We start from the raw sequence: 16769 nt of genomic DNA, 5'->3' as shown, positions 1-16769 counted from the left end.
CACGGGAAGACAGGTCAGCGGGCGGTGACCGTGTATCCGGCGAGCGGACGGTTGCCGCGCTCCACGGCGACGGCCCGCAGGACGTCGGCCTGGCTGAGGACGAGACGGCGCACCGGCTCGGGCAGCGACGCCATGCGCTCCGGTGATCCGACCAGGTCGAGGCAGGCGGCGACCTCCCAGTCGCCGTCCTGGAGGGCGCCGGTATCGACCGGCCCGCCGCCCTCGGCGCGCCAGCCGGTCCCGGGCAGGAGCCGCAGCAACTCCTCGCGGGAGAAGGGCGTGCGGACGTTGCCGACACCGGGTGACCCCGCGGCCTCGATCTGCCCCTGGACCAGCACGGCGAGGAGATGCGCCGTCTGGTCGCCGGACGTGGGCGTCAGGTCCCACTCGGTGAACCACAGCCGCCGCGCCCACGGCCGTACCCGGGCCAGGGTGTCCCGCAGCAGCCCGAGCGAGGCGAAGTACCAGGAGCAGTGCGCGAGCACCACGTGGTCGAACGCGCCGTCGGGGAAGTCGACGGACGGGTCGAGGACGTCGGTGCGGAAGCGGAAGTCGATACGGGACCCGAGCGGGCCCGCCACGAGCCGGTCCGCCGATTCGCCGAGCGTGACCGGCGACCCGTAGGAGGGGTCGGCCGGATCGACGGCCACCACCCGGCCCCCGGGCCCGACCGCCTCGGCGAGGACGGCGGTCGTGTCACCCTGTCCGCAGCCCAGTTCGAGCACGGTCGAGCCGGGCGCGATGTCCCAGCTCGCCACGAGCGCGGCACGGTGGCGGGTCTGGAGGAGCTGGCCGGTCGGGCTGTGGTCGGCGGCGGCCATGCCGGCCGCGAGCGAGGGGGCCTCGGCGGAGAGATCGGAGCGCTTCACGGAGTCCTCGGTGTACGAGAGGGGCGGTGCGGGCCGATCGTACGAGACGTACGGGTCACGGCGCCTCCGGTTTACGGGCACTCCCCGGTGCCGCGACAGGACCGGCCCTCACGCCGAAAGGGACGCTCCGGTCCCGACGCCGAAAGGGACGCCCCCGCCCGCCCCGGCTCACGCCGAGAGCGACGCCCCCACCGTCACCCGGGCCTCGTCGAACCGGTCCAGCAGCAGCCGCGCCAACTCCGGTGCCGGGCCCAGCACATCGGCCAGCACGTCGGCCCCGGCGGCCCGCGCCCCCGCCGCGATGCGGTCGGGGAGCCGGCCGGGCGCGATGACGTACGGGGCCACCGCCACCCGCTCCACGCCTTCGGCGCGCAGGGCCCGCACCGCGTCCTCGGTGCGGGGGAGGAGTGCGGAGGCGAACGCAGGCCGCACGGCGCACCAACCGGTGTGCCGCAGCTCCCGCGCGATTTCAGCGATCACTGCGATCGCCTCCGGGTCGGATGATCCCGCCGAGGCCAGGACGAGCCCGGTTCGGGGGAGGTCGCCGGGGCGGACCCCGGCCTCCCGCAGCCGCCGCTCCAGAGTGGCGTTCAGCAGCGGGGACGGGCCGAGCACGCCGGCCTGGCGGACGCGCAGCCTCGGCAGCCGGGCGCGGGCCTCGCGCAGGACCGAGGGGATGTCGGTCTTCGCGTGGAACGCCCGGGTCAGCAGGAGCGGCAGCGCGACGACCTCGTCCGCCCCCTGCGCCGCCAGGCGCTCCAGCACCCGAGGCACGGACGGCGCGTTGAACTCCAGGAACGCGGTCTCCACGCGCAGCCCCGGCCGCTCGGCCCGCACCCGCTCGGTGAGCGCGTGCACGGTCGCGGCGTGGCGCGGGTCGCGGCTGCCGTGGGCGATGACGAGGAGGGTGGGATGCGTCATGGGAGAGCTCAGTTCTTGACGAGGAGACCGCGGCTGCGCAGCACCCACCGCTCCAGCGGACTGAAGATCAGCAGGTCGATCGCGATGCCGACGAACAGGATGAGCAGGATCGACAGGAAGATCCCGGGCATGTCGAAGTTGCTGCGGCCGTTCTCCAGCAACTGGCCGAGCCCCAGGCCCAGTTCGGGTGACGAGGCGATGATCTCGGCCGCCATCAGGGAGCGCCAGGAGAACGCCCAGCCCTGCTTGAGGCCCGCCAGATAGCCGGGCAGCGCCGCCGGGAGCACGATGTGCCAGGTCCCGCGCAGCCCGGTCGCGCCCAGCGTGCGGCCCGCCCGGAGGAACAGCGGCGGCACCTGGTCGACGCCGGAGACCAGCCCGTTGGCGATCGAGGGCACCGCCCCCAGCAGGATCACCGCGAACATCATCCGGTCGTTCAGCCCGAGCCAGATGACCGCCGGAGCCACCCACGCCACCGAGGGCAGCGACTGGAGGCCGGACAGGATCGGGCCGATCGCGGCCCGGACCAGCTTCACCCGGGCGACCAGCAGCCCCAGCGGCGTACCGATGGCGACCGCGAGGAGGAAGCCGAGCAGACCGCGCGAGACGCTGGTCCAGACGACCTCCAGCAGCGTGCCCGCCAGCCACATCTCGCGCGCGCTGTCCCACACGGCGGACGGCGACGGCAGCTTGTACGTCTCCGTCACCTGGGCGCGGACCAGCAGCTCCCAGACCACCAGGACCAGGACCACCGCCACGACCGGCGGCAGCACCTTGCGCAGCAGGACCTCGCGGACCGGGGTGCGGCGGATCTGCACCGCGTCGAGCGCGTCGAGACCGGCCTCCAGACCCGCCAGGTCGTCGGGGGTCGCGTCGCCCTTCCCGGCCGCCCCGTCCGGCCGCTTCCGGTCGGACGTGATGTCAGTGCTGGCCATGTCGGCGGATCTCCCCACGCAGTTCTTCGGTGATCTCGACGGACAGCTCCGCCACGGCGGTGTCCTCGATGCGGCGCGGCTGCTCGATGTCGACCGTCCACTCCCGGGCGATCCGGCCCGGCCGGGACGAGAGCAGCACGACGCGCTGGGCGAGCCGTACGGCCTCGCGCACGTTGTGCGTGACGAAGAGGACCGAGGTGTTCGTCTCCGCCCAGATCCGGGTCAGCTCGTCGTGCAGCACATCGCGGGTGATGGCGTCCAGCGCCGCGAACGGCTCGTCCATCAGCAGCAGTTGGCTGTCCTGGGCGAGCGCCCGCGCCATCGCGACGCGCTGGCGCATCCCGCCGGACAGCTCGTGCGCCCGCTTGCCGTACGCCCCGCCGAGCCGCACCAGGTCGAGCAGCCGCTCCGCCTCGGTGCGGCGCGCCGCCTTCGGCACCCCGCGCAGCCGCAGCGCCAGTTCGATGTTCTTGCCCGCCGTCAGCCACGGGAAGAGGGCGTGCTCCTGGAACATCAGGGCCGGCCGCCCGCCGGGGGTCTCGATGGACCCCGCGGACGGGCGGTCGAGTCCGGCCACCAGGTTCAGCAGCGTCGACTTTCCGCACCCGGAGGCCCCCAGAAGGGTGACGAACTCGCCCGGAGCGACATCGAGCGAGATGTCGTCCAGCACGAGCTGCGCCCCCGTGGGCCCGGCGAAGGACTTCGAGACGTGCGTGAGACGGGCGGCGTGCCCGACCGCCGCACGGTCCTCGGCCTTGGTGAGGGTGGTGGTCGCCATGGTCGTCACCTCCTGGGAGTCATTGCGTCCTGGTGCGGATGGGCTGGGCTACTTGACGCCGAGACCGGCGTCGGCGACCTCGGGCCGGCCCTCGGCGTTGAGGATCTTGTTCAGCGGGCCCAGGTCGTAGATGCCCTGGAGGTCGGGCTCCTTGAGCAGACCGGACTTCACGGAGTACCCGGCCTGCGTCTTGAGCGTCTCGGCCAGCGGGTCGTCGGTGATCTCGATGGACTCCCACGCCGGGTCGAGGATCTCCGGGGCCAGCGGCTTGCCGCTCAGCTTCTCCAGCGCCTTGTTGGCGGACGCCTTGGCCTCGTCCGGGTTGGCGTTGATCCACTTGTTGGTGGCGACCGAGCCCTTGAGCACCGCCTCGACCACGTCCGGGTGCTCGTCGAGGAACTTCTGCGACACGATGATGTTCGTGATCACGAACTTCTTGTCCGGCCACAGGTCCGTCTCGTTCAGGAGCACCTTCGCGCCCTGGGAGACTAGCTTGGAGGCGGTCGGCTCGGGCACCCACGCGCCGTCCAGGTCACCGGACCTGTAGGCGTCGGGGGTCACCTTGTTGTCCGAGCGGACCACGGACACGTCGCCCTTGCCGCTCTGGGCGTCGACCTTCCAGCCCTTCTCGGAGATCCAGTTGAGGAAGGCCACGTCCTGGGTGTTGCCGAGCTGGGGGGTGGCGATCTTCTTGCCCTTGAGGTCGTCCAGGGTCTTGATCTTCTTCGGGTTGACGACCAGCTTCACCCCGCCGGAGGCCGAACCGGAGATGATCCGCAGCCCCTTGCCCTGGGACTTGCTGTACCCGTTGATGGAGGGGGAGGGGCCGATGAAGCCGATGTCGATGGAGCCGGCGTTCAGCGCCTCGATCTCGGAGGGGCCCGCGTTGAAGGTCGTGGACTCGACCTCGGTGCCGCCCAGTTCCTTCTGGATGGTGCCTTCCTGGATGCCGACCAGGGCGGTGGCGTGCGTGAGGTTCGGGAAGTACCCGATCTTCACGGTGTCGGAGGAGAGCTTCTTCCCTCCGGCGGAGACGTTCGCCTTGGCGTCGTCGTCCTTCGCCTCGGAGCCGTAGCCGCAGGCGGTGGCCGCGACGGCGAGCAGCGGCAGGGCGGCGACGGCGGCGAGGCCGCGGCGAACGGTGGAACGGGGGGCTGGCACGGGAGGCTTTCCTCTCGTCGGCCCGGTCTCGCGTCCCGCTGTCTGGTCAGGGGGGCGCGGCCGGGAGGTCGGCAGGTCTTCGGCGGTGCGGGCGGTGCTGGAGGGCGCGCGAGCAGTGCGCGTACGTCATCACGCACATCGTCCGACGCCTCCCTGGCCGCTGCCGAGGGCGCCGCTGCCCACGCGGCCGCCCTCCTTCGCGAAGGTGGAGTAGAAATCGGTCATCAGAAGTCCCATTCGGCGTCGTCGGCGGTCACGACGGCTTCGGCGGCCTCGGCGAACGCGGCGCCCGCCATGCCGGCGCTCAGCGTCGTCCCGTCCGCCGGGTCGATCAGCAGGAACGAACCGGTGCGCCGGGAGTACTCGTACGCGTCGAGCGCGAGGGGCTCCGCGGTGCGGACGACCACCCGCCCGATGTCGTTGGCGACGAGCTGCCCGGGGGCCGGGTGCTGGGAGAGGTCGTCCAGGGTGAGCCGGGACGGGATGTCCTTGACGATCGCCTTCACGGTGCGGGTGGTGTGCTTCAGCAGCACCCGCTGGCCCACCGACAGCGGCTGGTCCGCGACGTGGCAGACGGTCGCCTCGACGTCCTGGCTGACGGCGGGGGCGTCGTCGGCCGGGGCGATCAGGTCGCCGCGCGAGATGTCGATGTCGTCCGCCAGCCGCAGCGTCACCGACTGCGGGGCCCAGGCGATGTCCACGCTCTCGCCGAGCGCGTCGATGCCGGTGATCGTGGTCGTACGCCCCGAGGGGAGTACGGAGACGGCCTCGCCGACCCGGAACACCCCGGCGGCGATCTGACCGGCGTACCCCCGGTAGTCGGGGTGCTCGGCGGACTGCGGGCGGATCACGTACTGCACGGGGAAGCGCGCGTGGCAGGCGGTGAGGTCATGGCTGACCGGCACCGTCTCCAGGTGCTCCAGGACGGTCGGCCCGCCGTACCAGTCCATGTGGGCGGACGGCTCCACCACGTTGTCGCCGGCCAGCGCCGAGATCGGGATCGCGGTGATCTCCGGGACGCCGAGCGAGGCGGCGTACGCGGTGAACTCCTCGGCTATCGCGGCGAACACGGGCTCCGCGTAGTCGACCAGGTCCATCTTGTTGACGGCCAGCACCACGTGCGGGACGCGGAGCAGGGCGGCGACGGCGGCGTGCCGGCGGGTCTGCTCGACGACCCCGTTGCGGGCGTCGACCAGGACCACGGCCAGCTCGGCGGTGGAGGCGCCGGTCACCATGTTCCGCGTGTACTGCACGTGGCCCGGGGTGTCGGCGAGGATGAACCGGCGGCGGGCGGTGGCGAAGTAGCGGTAGGCCACGTCGATGGTGATGCCCTGCTCGCGCTCGGCGCGCAGCCCGTCGGTCAGCAGCGCCAGGTCCGGCGCCTCCTGGCCGCGGTTCAGCGACGCCTGCTCGACGGCCTCCAGCTGGTCGGTGAGGACCGCTTTGGAGTCGTGCAGCAGACGGCCCACGAGGGTGGACTTGCCGTCGTCGACGGACCCGGCGGTGGCGAAGCGCAGCAGGGTGGTGGCGCTCAACTGCTCAGCGGTGGTGGTCATGGGGGCCTCTCGTGTGGATCAGGCCGGATCAGGGAGCGGGGTCCGGTGCCGTGCAGCGCAGGGCGGCGGAGGGAGTCATGGCGTCGCCATGGTGAGGGACGGCAACGGGGCGAGGTGCGGTACCGGGGCACGCGAGCCCGGCCCGGTCCCCACCGGAGGCCCTCAGAAGTACCCCTCGCGCTTGCGGTCCTCCATCGCGGCCTCGGACATCTTGTCGTCGGCGCGGGTGGCTCCCCGCTCGGTGAGCCGGGAGGCGGCGATCTCGGTGATCACGGCGTCCAGCGTGGTGGCGTCGGAGTCCACGGCGCCGGTGCAGGACATGTCGCCGACCGTGCGGTAGCGCACCAGCCGGGTCTGCACGGGCTCGTGCTCCTTGGGGCCGCCCCAGTGGCCGGCGGTGAGCCACATGCCGTTGCGGCTGAACACCTCGCGCTCGTGCGCGAAGTAGATCTCCGGCAGCTCGATCCCCTCGCGCTCGATGTACTGCCAGACGTCCAGCTCGGTCCAGTTCGAGATCGGGAACACCCGGACGTGCTCCCCGGGGGCGTGCCGGCCGTTGTACAGCTGCCACAGCTCGGGGCGCTGGCGGCGCGGGTCCCACTGGGAGAACTCGTCGCGCAGCGAGAAGACCCGCTCCTTCGCCCGCGCCTTCTCCTCGTCGCGCCGCCCGCCGCCGAACACCGCGTCGAAGCGGTGCTGCTGGATGGCCTCGGTGAGCGGCACGGTCTGGAGGGGGTTGCGGGTGCCGTCGGGGCGCTCGCGGAGCTTCCCGGCGTCGATGTACTCCTGCACGGAGGCGACGTGCAGCCGCAGCCCGTGCTTCTTCACCGTGCGGTCCCGGTAGTCGAGCACCTCGGGGAAGTTGTGCCCGGTGTCCACGTGCAGCAGCGTGAACGGCACCGGCGCGGGCGCGAACGCCTTCAGCGCCAGGTGCAGCATCACGATGGAGTCCTTGCCGCCGGAGAACAGGATCACCGGCCGCTCGAACTCGCCCGCCACCTCCCGGAAGATGTGGACCGCCTCGGACTCCAGGGAGTCCAGGTGGCTGAGCGCGTACGGGTTCGCGGTGTCCTCGGACACGGTGGTGGTGACGGCACTCACGCCAGGCCCCTCTCGGTGAGCAGCGCGTGGAGCGCCGCCGCTGACTCCTGCACGGTCTGCCGGTGCGACTCGATCCGCAGGTCCGGCGCCTCGGGGGCCTCGTACGGGTCGTCGACCCCGGTCAGCCCGCTGATCTCGCCGGCCGCCTGCTTGGCGTACAGCCCCTTCACATCGCGTACGGAGCACACCTCGACGGGCGTCGCGACGTGCACCTCCAGGTACGTGGTCGACTCGGCGGCGTGCCGCTTGCGGACCGCCTCACGGCTGTCGGCGAACGGGGCGATGACCGGGACCAGCACCTTCACGCCGTTGGCGGCGAGCAGTTCGGCGACGAAGCCGATCCGGGCCACATTGGTGTGCCGGTCCTCGCGGGAGAAGCCGAGGCCCGCCGAGAGGAACTCGCGGATCTCGTCGCCGTCGAGCACCTCCACCCGGTGGCCCTCGGTCCGCAGCCGGCCCGCCAGCTCGTACGCGATGGTGGTCTTGCCCGCGCTCGGCAGACCGGTGAGCCAGATCGTGGCCCCCGTCTCCGTCACGCTCATCGAAGTCTCCTGATCAGTCGTCATCAGCCGTGCAGCCCGCATTCGGTCTTGCCGCGCCCGGCCCAGCGTCCGGCCCGCGCGTCCTCGCCCTCCAGCACCCGGCGGGTGCAGGGCGCGCAGCCGACGGAGGCGTAGCCGTCCATCAGCAGCGGGTTGGTGAGCACCCCGTGCTCGGCGACGTAGGCGTCCACGTCGTCCTGGGTCCAGCGGGCGATGGGGGAGACCTTCACCTTGCGGCGCTTGGCGTCCCAGCCGACGACCGGGGTGTTCGCCCGGGTCGGGGACTCGTCGCGGCGCAGCCCCGTCGCCCAGGCGGCGTACGCGGTGAGGCCGTCCTCCAACGGCTTCACCTTGCGCAGCGCGCAGCACAGGTCCGGGTCGCGGTCGTGCAGCTTCTCGCCGTGCTCCGCGTCCTGCTCGGCGACCGTCTGCCGGGGGGTGATCGTGATGACGTTGACGTCCATCACGGCGTCCACCGCGTCCCGGGTGCCGATGGTCTCCGGGAAGTGGTAGCCGGTGTCCAGGAAGACCACGTCCACGCCCGGCAGCACCCGCGACGCCAGGTGGGCGACCACGGCGTCCTCCATCGAGGAGGTGACGCAGAAGCGCGGCCCGAACGTGGCGGTCGCCCACCTCAGGATCTCGGTGGCGGAAGCGTCCTCCAGCTCCCGACCGGCCCGCTCGGCCAGCTCCCGGAGCTCCTCGTCGGTCAGCTCTCCGCTCAGCAGAGTCTCCGTCATATCCGGTCCCCTTCACCGTCGTTGCGCTGAACGCCCCGGGTCAGCAGACCCAGGAACTTCAGCTGGAACGCGCGGTTGCAGGAGGAGCATTCCCAGGCGCCGTGACCGGTCTCGTTGGGACGCAGGTCCTCGTCGCCGCAGTACGGGCAGTGGAACGGGGCGGCTCGCTCGCTCATGACAGGGACTCCGCACTGGCGCGCGCCGCCCAGGTCGCGAACCGTTCGCCGTCCTCGCGCTCCTCCTGGAAGCGGCCGAGCACCCGCTCGACGTAGTCCGGCAGTTCGGCGGAGGTGACCTTGAGACCGCGGACCTTGCGGCCGAACCCGGCGTCCAGACCGAGCGCCCCGCCGAGGTGCACCTGGTAGCCCTCGACCTGGTCGCCGTTCTCGTCCAGCATCAACTGGCCCTTGAGGCCGATGTCCGCGACCTGGATACGGGCGCAGGCGTTCGGGCAGCCGTTGATGTTGATGGTGATCGGGTGGTCGAACTCCGGGATGCGGCGCTCCAGTTCGTCGATCAGGGAGGCGCCGCGCGCCTTCGTCTCGACGATCGCGAGCTTGCAGAACTCGATGCCGGTGCAGGCCATCGTGCCGCGCCGGAAGGGGGAGGGGGTGACCTTGAGGTCGAGCGCCTCCAGGCCGGCGACCAGCGAGTCGACCTGTTCCTCCGCCACGTCCAGCACGATCATCTTCTGCTCGGCGGTGGTCCGCACCCGGCCGGAGCCGTGCTGGTCCGCCAGGTCCGCGATCTTGGTGAGCGTGGAGCCGTCGACCCGGCCCACCCGCGCGGCGAAGCCGACGTAGAAGCGGCCGTCCTTCTGCCGGTGCACCCCGAGGTGGTCGCGCCAGGTCTGGGCGGGCTGCTCCGGCGCGGGCCCGTCGATCAGTTCGCGCTTCAGGTACTCGTCCTGGAGGATCTGGCGGAACTTCTCCGCGCCCCAGTCCGCGACCAGGAACTTCAGCCGGGCGCGGGTGCGCAGCCGGCGGTAGCCGTAGTCGCGGAAGATCCCGATGACGCCGCCGTAGACGTCGGGCACCTCGTCCAGCGGCACCCAGGCGCCGAGCCGCACCCCGAGCTTGGGGTTGGTGGAGAGGCCGCCGCCGACCCAGAGGTCGAAGCCGGGGCCGTGCTCCGGGTGGTTCACCCCGACGAAGGCGATGTCGTTGATCTCGTGCGCCACGTCCAGGTGCGGGGAGCCGGAGATCGCGGACTTGAACTTGCGGGGCAGGTTGGAGAAGTCGGGGTTGCCGATGAACCGGCGCTGGATCTCGTCGATCGCGGGTGTGCCGTCGATGATCTCGTTCTCGGCGATGCCCGCGACGGGCGAGCCGAGGATCACGCGCGGTGTGTCGCCGCACGCCTCGGTGGTGGACAGGCCGACCTCTTCGAGCCGCCGCCAGATCTCCGGCACGTCCTCGATGCGGATCCAGTGGTACTGCACGTTCTGCCGGTCGGTCAGGTCCGCCGTCCCGCGCGCGAACTCCTCGGAGATCTCGCCGATGACCCGCAGCTGCCGGGTGGTCAGCCGCCCGCCGTCGATGCGGACCCGCAGCATGAAGTACTCGTCGTCCAGCTCCTCCGGCTCCAGCACGGCCGTCTTGCCGCCGTCGATGCCGGGCTTGCGCTGGGTGTAGAGCCCCCACCAGCGCATCCGTCCGCGCAGGTCGTTCGGGTCGATGGAGTCGAAGCCGCGCTTGGAGTAGATCGTCTCAATGCGTGTCCGTACGTTGAGACCGTCGTCATCCTTCTTGAACTGCTCGTTCCCGTTCAGGGGGGTGTGGTGGCCCACGGCCCACTGTCCCTCGCCACGGTGGCGTCCGGCCTTGCGGCGGGGCGTGGCGGGCGCAGGCTGATCCGGGGTAGCGGCCATGACAATACGTCCTTCGGGACTGCGGGAGGGCGGCTCTGAGCAGCGCACTCGCGCTGAGGCGCGGCGGTGCGCAGGGCGGTTCAGAGGAAAGAAGAAGGCGGCGGTGCTGGGTCTCTCAGCTCGCCGGACAGATGGCGCTGGACATGCGGCCGAGGTCGACGTGGCGTCGACTCACCAAGGCAATTCCAGTTCCAGGCATGACGGAAGCGTGGCACGCGCATCTCGGGGCAGTCCACCACTATCCGCTATGTGGACGGCATTGTCCCGAGGGGTGAGACGCTGTGGTGTCGGTCACGCGCTGCGACGACACCATTCGCTGACAAAACGCCCACCCGGGCGGCGGCGGGATCTCGGGGAAGCCGCCGGGGGTGGTGGAGCGCCCGCCCACCACCCCCGGAGATCGTCCGCGTCTCAGTACGCTCCGGGCCACGGTCCGGGCGTCGCCACCTCCGGCTCCACCTCGGTCTCCGTACCGAAGAGCCGGAAACCCCGCCGCAGGTAGTTGTCCATCGCGTGCGGACCGTCCTTCGAACAGGTGTGCAGCCACACCCGCTTCGTCGCCTCCCGCCCCGGCCACCGCTCCGCCAGGTCCCAGGCGCGCGCCACCCCGTACGACAGGAGGTGCCCGCCGATCCGGCGGCCCCGGAACGCCGGGATCAGCCCGAAGTACACGATCTCGACCACGCCGTCGTCCTGCGCGTCCAGCTCGACGTACCCGGCGGGCGTGCCGTTCTCGTACGCCACCCACGTCTCCGCCCCGGGCCGGCGCAGGACCTCGTCCCACTGGGCGTACGTCAGGCCCAGCCGGTCGGTCCACCGGATGTCCCCGCCCACGGCGGTGTAGAGGAACCGGCTGAACTCCGGCGAGGGGACCTCGGACCGGACGACGCGCACATCGCCCTCGGGCGCGGACGCCGGGCGGAGGTCGTCGGGCGAGGTCTGCTCCAGCGACCAGACGGTCACCTCGGTGGTCGGGGCTGCGGGCTGCGGGGTGTCGCTCATGACCGCCAGACAACCACGGAGCCGCCGCCGCGCGGACATCGGGCCCCTCGCACGCCACGGCCGCCCGACCCAGCCCTCCCCGCCCGCCCGGCCCGGCCTCGGCCGACCCGCTCCGGCCCGTACGCCCCCGCCTCAGGTGGCCCGTGCCGCCCGGCGCGCCTCCGCCACCACCGGAGCCATCGAGTGCGGCAGCAGGTCCGCGCCGTGGTCCGGGTGGACCACCTCCACCTCCACCCCGTCGGCGAACCGGTACGGGCGGTGGGCCAGGACCTCCGCCAGCCGGCGACGCAGCCGGGAGATCTCGGCCCGCACCGTCACCGTCCGGCCCGCGTCGCCGAAGAGGTCCCGCGCCAGCTCCGCCGCCGTCCGCCCCTCCCGGTGCGCCGCCAGCGCGAACAGCAGCTCCGCGTGGCGGGGCGAGAGCCGCTGCGTACGGTTGCCGAGCGGCCCGGTCAGATGCACGGCCGGCGTCCGGGGCCTGCTCAGGTCCAGCACCACCCGGCGCGGCACGTCCTCGGCCGGGCCCTCGCCCACCCGCACCAGCCAGCCGCCCGGCAGCGGATCGACCTGGCACATGCCGAGCGAGGGCAGCCACACCCGGCCCGGCCGCAGGGACTTCGGCAGCGGCAGACGGTCCACCGGGGCCATGCCGGTCACCGCCGCCAGCCGCCCGTGCGCGTCCACCGCCAGCGCCCGCCCGCCGACCCGGCACAGGATCGGCGCGGCCACCGACCGCAGCCGCTCGATCTCCGCCAGATGACGGGAGCGCAGCTCGCCCTCCGCCAGCCGGGCCACCGAGTCGACCAGCGCCAGTGTCGCCGGATGGAACGTGGAGGCCGGCCCGCTGATGTCGACGATCCCGAGCAGCCGTCCGTCGCGCGGGTCCCGTACCGGGGCCGCGGCGCAGGTCCACTGGTGCAGCGCCCGGATGAAGTGCTCCGCCGAGTGGACCTGGACCGGGACCCGGTCGACCAGCGCCGTCCCGATGGCGTTCGTCCCGGTCGCCGCCTCGCTCCAGGCCGCCCCCTCCTCCAGGCAGATGTCGTGGGCCCGCCGCAGCACGCCCGCGTTGCCCTGCCGCCACAGCACCCGGCCCTCGGCGTCGGTCACCACCATGATCTGCCGTGCGGCGTCCGCGATCGAGGCGAGCCCCGCCCGCAGCAGCGGCATCAGCTCGCCGAGCGCCGTACTGTGCCGCCGGTGCTCGATCTCGTCGGCCTCCAGCAACTCGCTCTCCGGCGACTGGTCGGGATCGACGCCGCAGCGCACCGCCCGGTCCCAGGAGGCGTCGATCTCCGCCCGGGGCACCGCGGGGGTACGCTCCCCTGCCAGCCGCGCCTCCCGCGCCCTATGGAGCAACCGGGCCGCCTGCGGGCCCGCCCCCTGGCCCGTCACCCGCACCACCTCCGCAGAACCTGCGCTCGTCATGGTCCCCGTACCCCCCGACCACTTCCCGGCCCGCCCGCCGGCCCGTCCTGATCATGCCGGGCCGCCGATCAGCCCACCTCATGTTGCAACCCTCTGCAACTCTGGTGAGTTTCCCCGGTCCTCCACCAGAGTGACAGAGACACTGTGCGCCGGGCCTGTCCCGGTCGCGCGGTGCCGCACAAGCGTGGAGGGTGGTGCCGTGTCGGCGCAGCACCACCCTCCGTCGCTTCCCGCCGGGCCCACCCGGAAGAAGACCAGAGCGAAGTCCCGCGAGAAGTCTCCCGCGCCGAAGGCCGAAGGGCAGGGGCCGCCACGTGACGCCGGTCCACGGCCGGTGGCGGGTGGATCCCAGGTGACGGTGGCGGGCGGTGGCGACGAGTCGGGCGGCGCCGCGGAGCGGCGGATCTCGCCGCCGGGTGTGAAGGACGGCATCCAGGGCGGGGCCCGGACGTGTCCGGGCCCCGCCCTGGATCATGGGCCGGCGATCAGTTTCCGCGAGCCCCGTGGGCAGTGATCACCCACCGGTCACGACCTACTTTCGATACCCGGCCCCGGAAGGCCGCCTCCGTGCCGTCAGGGCGTAGCAGGCGAGGAGGGCGAGGGTGAAGACGATGCCGATGACGGCCGCCTGCCGCATGTCGGGCACCTTCACCGCCGTCGCCGCGACCGCGAGGACGCCGAGCCCCGCGACGACCGCGAGCTTGTCGCCGCCCCGGACGGAGAAGCCGGTGAACTCCCCGGGGTTCGCGGTGCGGTGGCGTCGGAAGGCGACGTACGAGGCCAGGATCAGGAGCCACACCAGCATCACCGCGAAGATCGCGATCGACATCATGATGCCGAAGAGACCGCTGACGTCGTAGAAGGCGAGCAGGGCCGCGGCCGCGATGCCCAGGGTGGACGCGGCGATCGCGACCGCCGGGACACCGCGGCGGTTGAGCCGGGCCAGCGGCTTCGGCGCGAGGCCGTCGTCGCCGAGCGAGTGGAGCAGCCGGGAGGCGCCGTACAGGTGGGCGTTGGCGGCGGACATGGCGGCGATGAGCACGACCGCGTTGGTGACGGTCGCGGCGGCGGGCACGCCGATCTCGGAGAAGACCCGGACGAAGGGGCTCGCCTCCACGCTGCCGTCGCCGTCAGCCATCCGGCGCCACGGGATCAGGGCCAGCACCAGGGTGATGGAGAGCAGGTAGAAGAAGCTGAGCCGCCAGGCCAGTTGGCGCATCGCGGTGCGTATGGTGCGCTGCGGGTCGGCGGCCTCGGCGGAGGCGATGGCGACGACCTCGAAACCGGCGTACGCGAACATCACCACGGACATGGCCAGCCAGATCGAGCTCACGCCGTGCGGGAGGAAGCCGCCGTCGTCGGTGAGGTGCGTGAAGCCCGTGGCCTCGGTGTCCGGCAGCCCGAAGACGACCAGCAGGGCCGCGCAGAGGATGAAGGCGCACAGGGCCGTCACCTTGATGCTGGAGAGCCAGAACTCGGTGGTGCCGAAGGACTTCACACTGATCACGTTGACCGCGAGGACGATCGCCGCGACGGCGAGGATCGCCACCGACATCGGCACCGCCGGCCACCACCAGCGGAGGTAGAGCGCGGAGGCGACGACCTCGGTGCCGATGACGACGACGGCGCTGAACCAGTACAGCCAGCTGCTGAGGAAGCCGGCCCAGGGGCCCAGGTAGCGGCGGGCGATGGTGCCGAACGAGCCTTGGACGGGGTGGGCGGCGGACATCTCGCCGAGCAGTACGGCGATGATCGCGACCAGGACCGCTCCGATCACGTACGAGACGATCACGGCGGGCCCGGCGACGGACATCGCCGAACCGGAGCCGAGGAAGAGGCCGGTGCCGAGCGCGGAGCCCAGCCCGATCATGGTGGTCTGCCGGTGGGTGAGCGAGCGGACCAGCCCCTTGTCGGAGCCGGAGCCGGAGCCGGGCGAGGGTCTGGTGCCGTCGGCGGACGCCGGGGCGAGGGGTGCGGAGTCGCTGGGTGAGGCCATGGCGGTGGGGCCCTTCTGCACGGGGGTGGGCGACGGGGGAGGGTCAGAACTCGCTGGTGCGGAACGGCCTGGCGGGGGCGTCGAGGTCGGGCTTGCCCAGGACCTTCGACGACAGGGCGTAGATGCCGTGGTTGGTCAGGGCCCAGGCGATGTTCCGGTCCCACTCCACGTAGACCCCGTGGGTTTGGTTGCCGTAGGCGTACTCCGCCGTGTCGCGGCCGTACGCCTTCGGCACGAAGTACGCGGAGACCTCCGGGTCGGCGGGGTCCGACACGTCGAAGAACTGCACGCCCGCGTTGTAGAAGCCGTAGCCGAGGACGCCGGCGTCGTGCTTGCCCGGGTTGGTGTAGTAGCCGGTCCGCTTGGGGCCGAAGCTGCCGCGCCGCTGGCAGTAGTCCGTGATCCCGGACGACCTGGGCGGTACCGGGCGGGGGAGGACACCGACGACGCGGGGCTTCTCCGGGTCCTTGGCGTCGATCTGGTAGACGTCCTTGTAGGGCTCGTAGCAGTCCTCGGTGAGCGGGTAGCCGGAGTAGTAGATCATTCCGGTCTTCTCGTACTGGGAGACGTCGATGTTGTCGCCCTCGGTGCCCGAGACCGACGCCGGGAGGTCGAGGTGGCTCACGGTCCGCAGGTTCGACGGGTCGGAGACGTCGAGGACCGTGAGGCCGTAGCCGCCCATCGCGGCGAAGGCGTAACGCCCGCCCTTCTCCACGGGCTTGGGGAGGAAGAGCGGCATCCGGGCGCCCATCCAGCTCGTGCGGTTGCCGCAGCGCGGGTTCTGCCGGTAGGCGGCGTCCTCGCCGGTCCGCTGGCCCGGCAGGTGCCAGGTGTCCAGGAGCCGGGGGTGCGCCGGGTCGGACATGTCCCAGGACTGGTAGCCGGCCGAGTGGAGGTTGGTGGGGTACTCGCTGCCGGAGTAGGTGTCGTCGGGCGCGGTCGCGATGAACATGTACTTCTCGCCCGTCCAGTACGGCACGTCGATCGAGCCGGAGCCCTGCTGTGCGGTGGCGGGGTCGCTTCGCAGCGGGTCGGCCTGGGTGGAGTCGGTGGAGACGGTGGCCAGGAGCTTCCAGTCCTTCTTGCGCGGGCCGTCGAGGCGGTACACCTTGAAGCCCTTGAGCCCCGGCTTCTCCCGCAGCTTCCGTACGCCGTCGGGGTTGTTGTACTTGTCGAGCGGCGGGTGGTCGGAGAGTTCGGAGATCTGCCGCCTGCTCTCGAAGCTCTGCACCATGACGTAGGCGTTCAGCTTCTTGTTCCACTGGACGGTGGAGGCGCCCCAGTAGTCGTGCGCCGCCCAGTCGCCGTTGGCACGGGCCTCGTCGCCGCCGACGTCCTCGCGGCTCATCCGCTCGACGACCCTCACCCTCCGCACGTCGGTGATGTCGTAGACGCGGCCCTCGGAGCGGTCGTACTGGAAGAGGTAGCGGCGGCCGTCGAAGTCGACGACGTTCTGCCAGGTGTGGAAGTAGTCGGGGGTGAAGTCGGCTCCCTCGTAGGCCGCTTCGACCTTCATGTTCTTGATGTACGAGCGGGTGTCGTACGCGGCGTTGCGCCCCGGGAAGGGGTGGTCGGACTCCTCGTCCACGGGGGTGAGGGAGGGGTGCCGGAACGTGCCGTCGAGCTGCATGCCGTACGCGCCCGGGTCGGCCGGCCCGGGGCGGCGGTCGGCGCACACGGCGCGCACGTTCGGATCGGTGGCGGCGGCGGTCGCGGTGTCCGCGCCGGACGCGCCGGGGACGAGCAGGCCGGCGGTGACGGCGGCCGCGGCGACGGTGGCGAGAGCCGTGTTCCTGCGGGTGAAGCGCATCGGACGGTCCTTTCGGGGCGGGAAGGGCGGAGCGGGGAGGAGCGGGCGGGGGGGCTCAGG

General features: G+C 72.0%; 16 protein-coding genes. All 16 read right to left on the bottom strand.

The annotated features are described in order from the left end of the window. Window positions 1-14: 14 nt before the first annotated feature. Entirely contained in the window at window positions 15-869 is an 855-nt protein-coding gene (locus IF19_RS0101120) for a class I SAM-dependent methyltransferase (RefSeq protein ID WP_030114939.1), read from the bottom strand. Window positions 870-1037: 168 nt separating this feature from the next. After that, entirely contained in the window at window positions 1038-1790 is a 753-nt protein-coding gene (locus tag IF19_RS0101115; RefSeq protein WP_030114940.1) for a sirohydrochlorin chelatase, read from the bottom strand. Between the two features lie 8 nt (window positions 1791-1798). Next, on the bottom strand, window positions 1799-2725 hold the full coding sequence (locus tag IF19_RS0101110) for an ABC transporter permease (RefSeq protein ID WP_030114941.1): 927 nt from the start codon (window positions 2723-2725) through the stop codon (window positions 1799-1801). Beyond that, window positions 2712-3503, bottom strand: coding sequence for an ABC transporter ATP-binding protein (locus IF19_RS0101105; RefSeq protein WP_030114942.1), 792 nt, complete (start codon window positions 3501-3503; stop codon window positions 2712-2714). Before IF19_RS0101105 ends, IF19_RS0101110 begins: the two co-directional genes overlap by 14 nt. 48 nt (window positions 3504-3551) lie before the next feature. After that, window positions 3552-4664: an aliphatic sulfonate ABC transporter substrate-binding protein gene (locus IF19_RS0101100; RefSeq protein WP_030114943.1), complete on the bottom strand. Its 1113-nt coding sequence runs from the start codon at window positions 4662-4664 to the stop codon at window positions 3552-3554. 224 nt (window positions 4665-4888) lie between these two features. After that, window positions 4889-6220 (bottom strand): sulfate adenylyltransferase subunit 1, encoded by a 1332-nt coding sequence (locus IF19_RS0101095; protein WP_030114944.1) that lies wholly within the window; start codon window positions 6218-6220, stop codon window positions 4889-4891. 162 nt (window positions 6221-6382) lie between these two features. Then, window positions 6383-7321: a sulfate adenylyltransferase subunit CysD gene (gene cysD / locus IF19_RS0101090; protein ID WP_030114945.1), complete on the bottom strand. Its 939-nt coding sequence runs from the start codon at window positions 7319-7321 to the stop codon at window positions 6383-6385. After that, on the bottom strand, window positions 7318-7887 hold the full coding sequence (cysC, locus tag IF19_RS0101085; protein ID WP_078580390.1) for an adenylyl-sulfate kinase: 570 nt from the start codon (window positions 7885-7887) through the stop codon (window positions 7318-7320). The genes cysD and cysC overlap by 4 nt, the downstream gene beginning before the upstream one ends. Continuing rightward, complete coding sequence (locus IF19_RS0101080; protein WP_030114947.1) at window positions 7887-8603, bottom strand: phosphoadenylyl-sulfate reductase; 717 nt, start codon at window positions 8601-8603, stop codon at window positions 7887-7889. Before IF19_RS0101080 ends, cysC begins: the two co-directional genes overlap by 1 nt. Further along, a complete protein-coding gene (locus tag IF19_RS0101075; protein ID WP_030114948.1) occupies window positions 8600-8779 on the bottom strand; it encodes a hypothetical protein in 180 nt (59 codons plus the stop codon). The genes IF19_RS0101080 and IF19_RS0101075 overlap by 4 nt, the downstream gene beginning before the upstream one ends. After that, window positions 8776-10473, bottom strand: a complete 1698-nt coding sequence (locus IF19_RS0101070) for a nitrite/sulfite reductase (RefSeq protein ID WP_030114949.1) — start codon at window positions 10471-10473, stop codon at window positions 8776-8778. Before IF19_RS0101070 ends, IF19_RS0101075 begins: the two co-directional genes overlap by 4 nt. Before the next feature lie 115 nt (window positions 10474-10588). Then, window positions 10589-10672, bottom strand: a complete 84-nt coding sequence (locus tag IF19_RS1000000138780; RefSeq protein WP_310739661.1) for a putative leader peptide — start codon at window positions 10670-10672, stop codon at window positions 10589-10591. Between the two features lie 212 nt (window positions 10673-10884). Continuing rightward, window positions 10885-11475 carry a GNAT family N-acetyltransferase gene (locus tag IF19_RS0101065; protein WP_030114950.1) on the bottom strand — a complete coding sequence of 197 codons (591 nt, stop codon included), beginning with the start codon at window positions 11473-11475 and terminating at the stop codon, window positions 10885-10887. 132 nt (window positions 11476-11607) lie between these two features. Then, window positions 11608-12903, bottom strand: a complete 1296-nt coding sequence (locus IF19_RS0101060; protein WP_030114951.1) for a helix-turn-helix domain-containing protein — start codon at window positions 12901-12903, stop codon at window positions 11608-11610. 532 nt (window positions 12904-13435) lie between these two features. Further along, entirely contained in the window at window positions 13436-14899 is a 1464-nt protein-coding gene (locus IF19_RS0101055) for an amino acid permease (protein ID WP_030114952.1), read from the bottom strand. A 43-nt stretch (window positions 14900-14942) separates the two neighbouring features. Further along, complete coding sequence (locus tag IF19_RS0101050) at window positions 14943-16709, bottom strand: LVIVD repeat-containing protein (RefSeq protein ID WP_030114953.1); 1767 nt, start codon at window positions 16707-16709, stop codon at window positions 14943-14945. Window positions 16710-16769 lie beyond the last annotated feature (60 nt).

The organism is Streptomyces californicus (assembly GCF_000717645.1).
GTDB lineage: Bacteria > Actinomycetota > Actinomycetes > Streptomycetales > Streptomycetaceae > Streptomyces > Streptomyces californicus.
This window is presented reverse-complemented; position numbering and strand designations above follow the sequence as displayed.

Bases quoted from the DNA above. Each gene is read 5' to 3' on its own strand.
- IF19_RS0101065 (WP_030114950.1), bottom strand. From the start codon at position 11,475: ATGAGCGACACCCCGCAGCCCGCAGCCCCGACCACCGAGGTGACCGTC.
- IF19_RS0101050 (WP_030114953.1), bottom strand. From the start codon at position 16,709: ATGCGCTTCACCCGCAGGAACACGGCTCTCGCCACCGTCGCCGCGGCC.
- IF19_RS0101055 (WP_030114952.1), bottom strand. From the start codon at position 14,899: ATGGCCTCACCCAGCGACTCCGCACCCCTCGCCCCGGCGTCCGCCGAC.
- IF19_RS0101070 (WP_030114949.1), bottom strand. From the start codon at position 10,473: ATGGCCGCTACCCCGGATCAGCCTGCGCCCGCCACGCCCCGCCGCAAG.
- IF19_RS0101095 (WP_030114944.1), bottom strand. From the start codon at position 6,220: ATGACCACCACCGCTGAGCAGTTGAGCGCCACCACCCTGCTGCGCTTC.
- IF19_RS0101060 (WP_030114951.1), bottom strand. From the start codon at position 12,903: ATGACGAGCGCAGGTTCTGCGGAGGTGGTGCGGGTGACGGGCCAGGGG.
- IF19_RS0101105 (WP_030114942.1), bottom strand. From the start codon at position 3,503: ATGGCGACCACCACCCTCACCAAGGCCGAGGACCGTGCGGCGGTCGGG.
- IF19_RS1000000138780 (WP_310739661.1), bottom strand. From the start codon at position 10,672: ATGCCTGGAACTGGAATTGCCTTGGTGAGTCGACGCCACGTCGACCTC.
- IF19_RS0101075 (WP_030114948.1), bottom strand. From the start codon at position 8,779: ATGAGCGAGCGAGCCGCCCCGTTCCACTGCCCGTACTGCGGCGACGAG.
- IF19_RS0101080 (WP_030114947.1), bottom strand. From the start codon at position 8,603: ATGACGGAGACTCTGCTGAGCGGAGAGCTGACCGACGAGGAGCTCCGG.
- IF19_RS0101115 (WP_030114940.1), bottom strand. From the start codon at position 1,790: ATGACGCATCCCACCCTCCTCGTCATCGCCCACGGCAGCCGCGACCCG.
- cysC (WP_078580390.1), bottom strand. From the start codon at position 7,887: ATGACGACTGATCAGGAGACTTCGATGAGCGTGACGGAGACGGGGGCC.
- IF19_RS0101110 (WP_030114941.1), bottom strand. From the start codon at position 2,725: ATGGCCAGCACTGACATCACGTCCGACCGGAAGCGGCCGGACGGGGCG.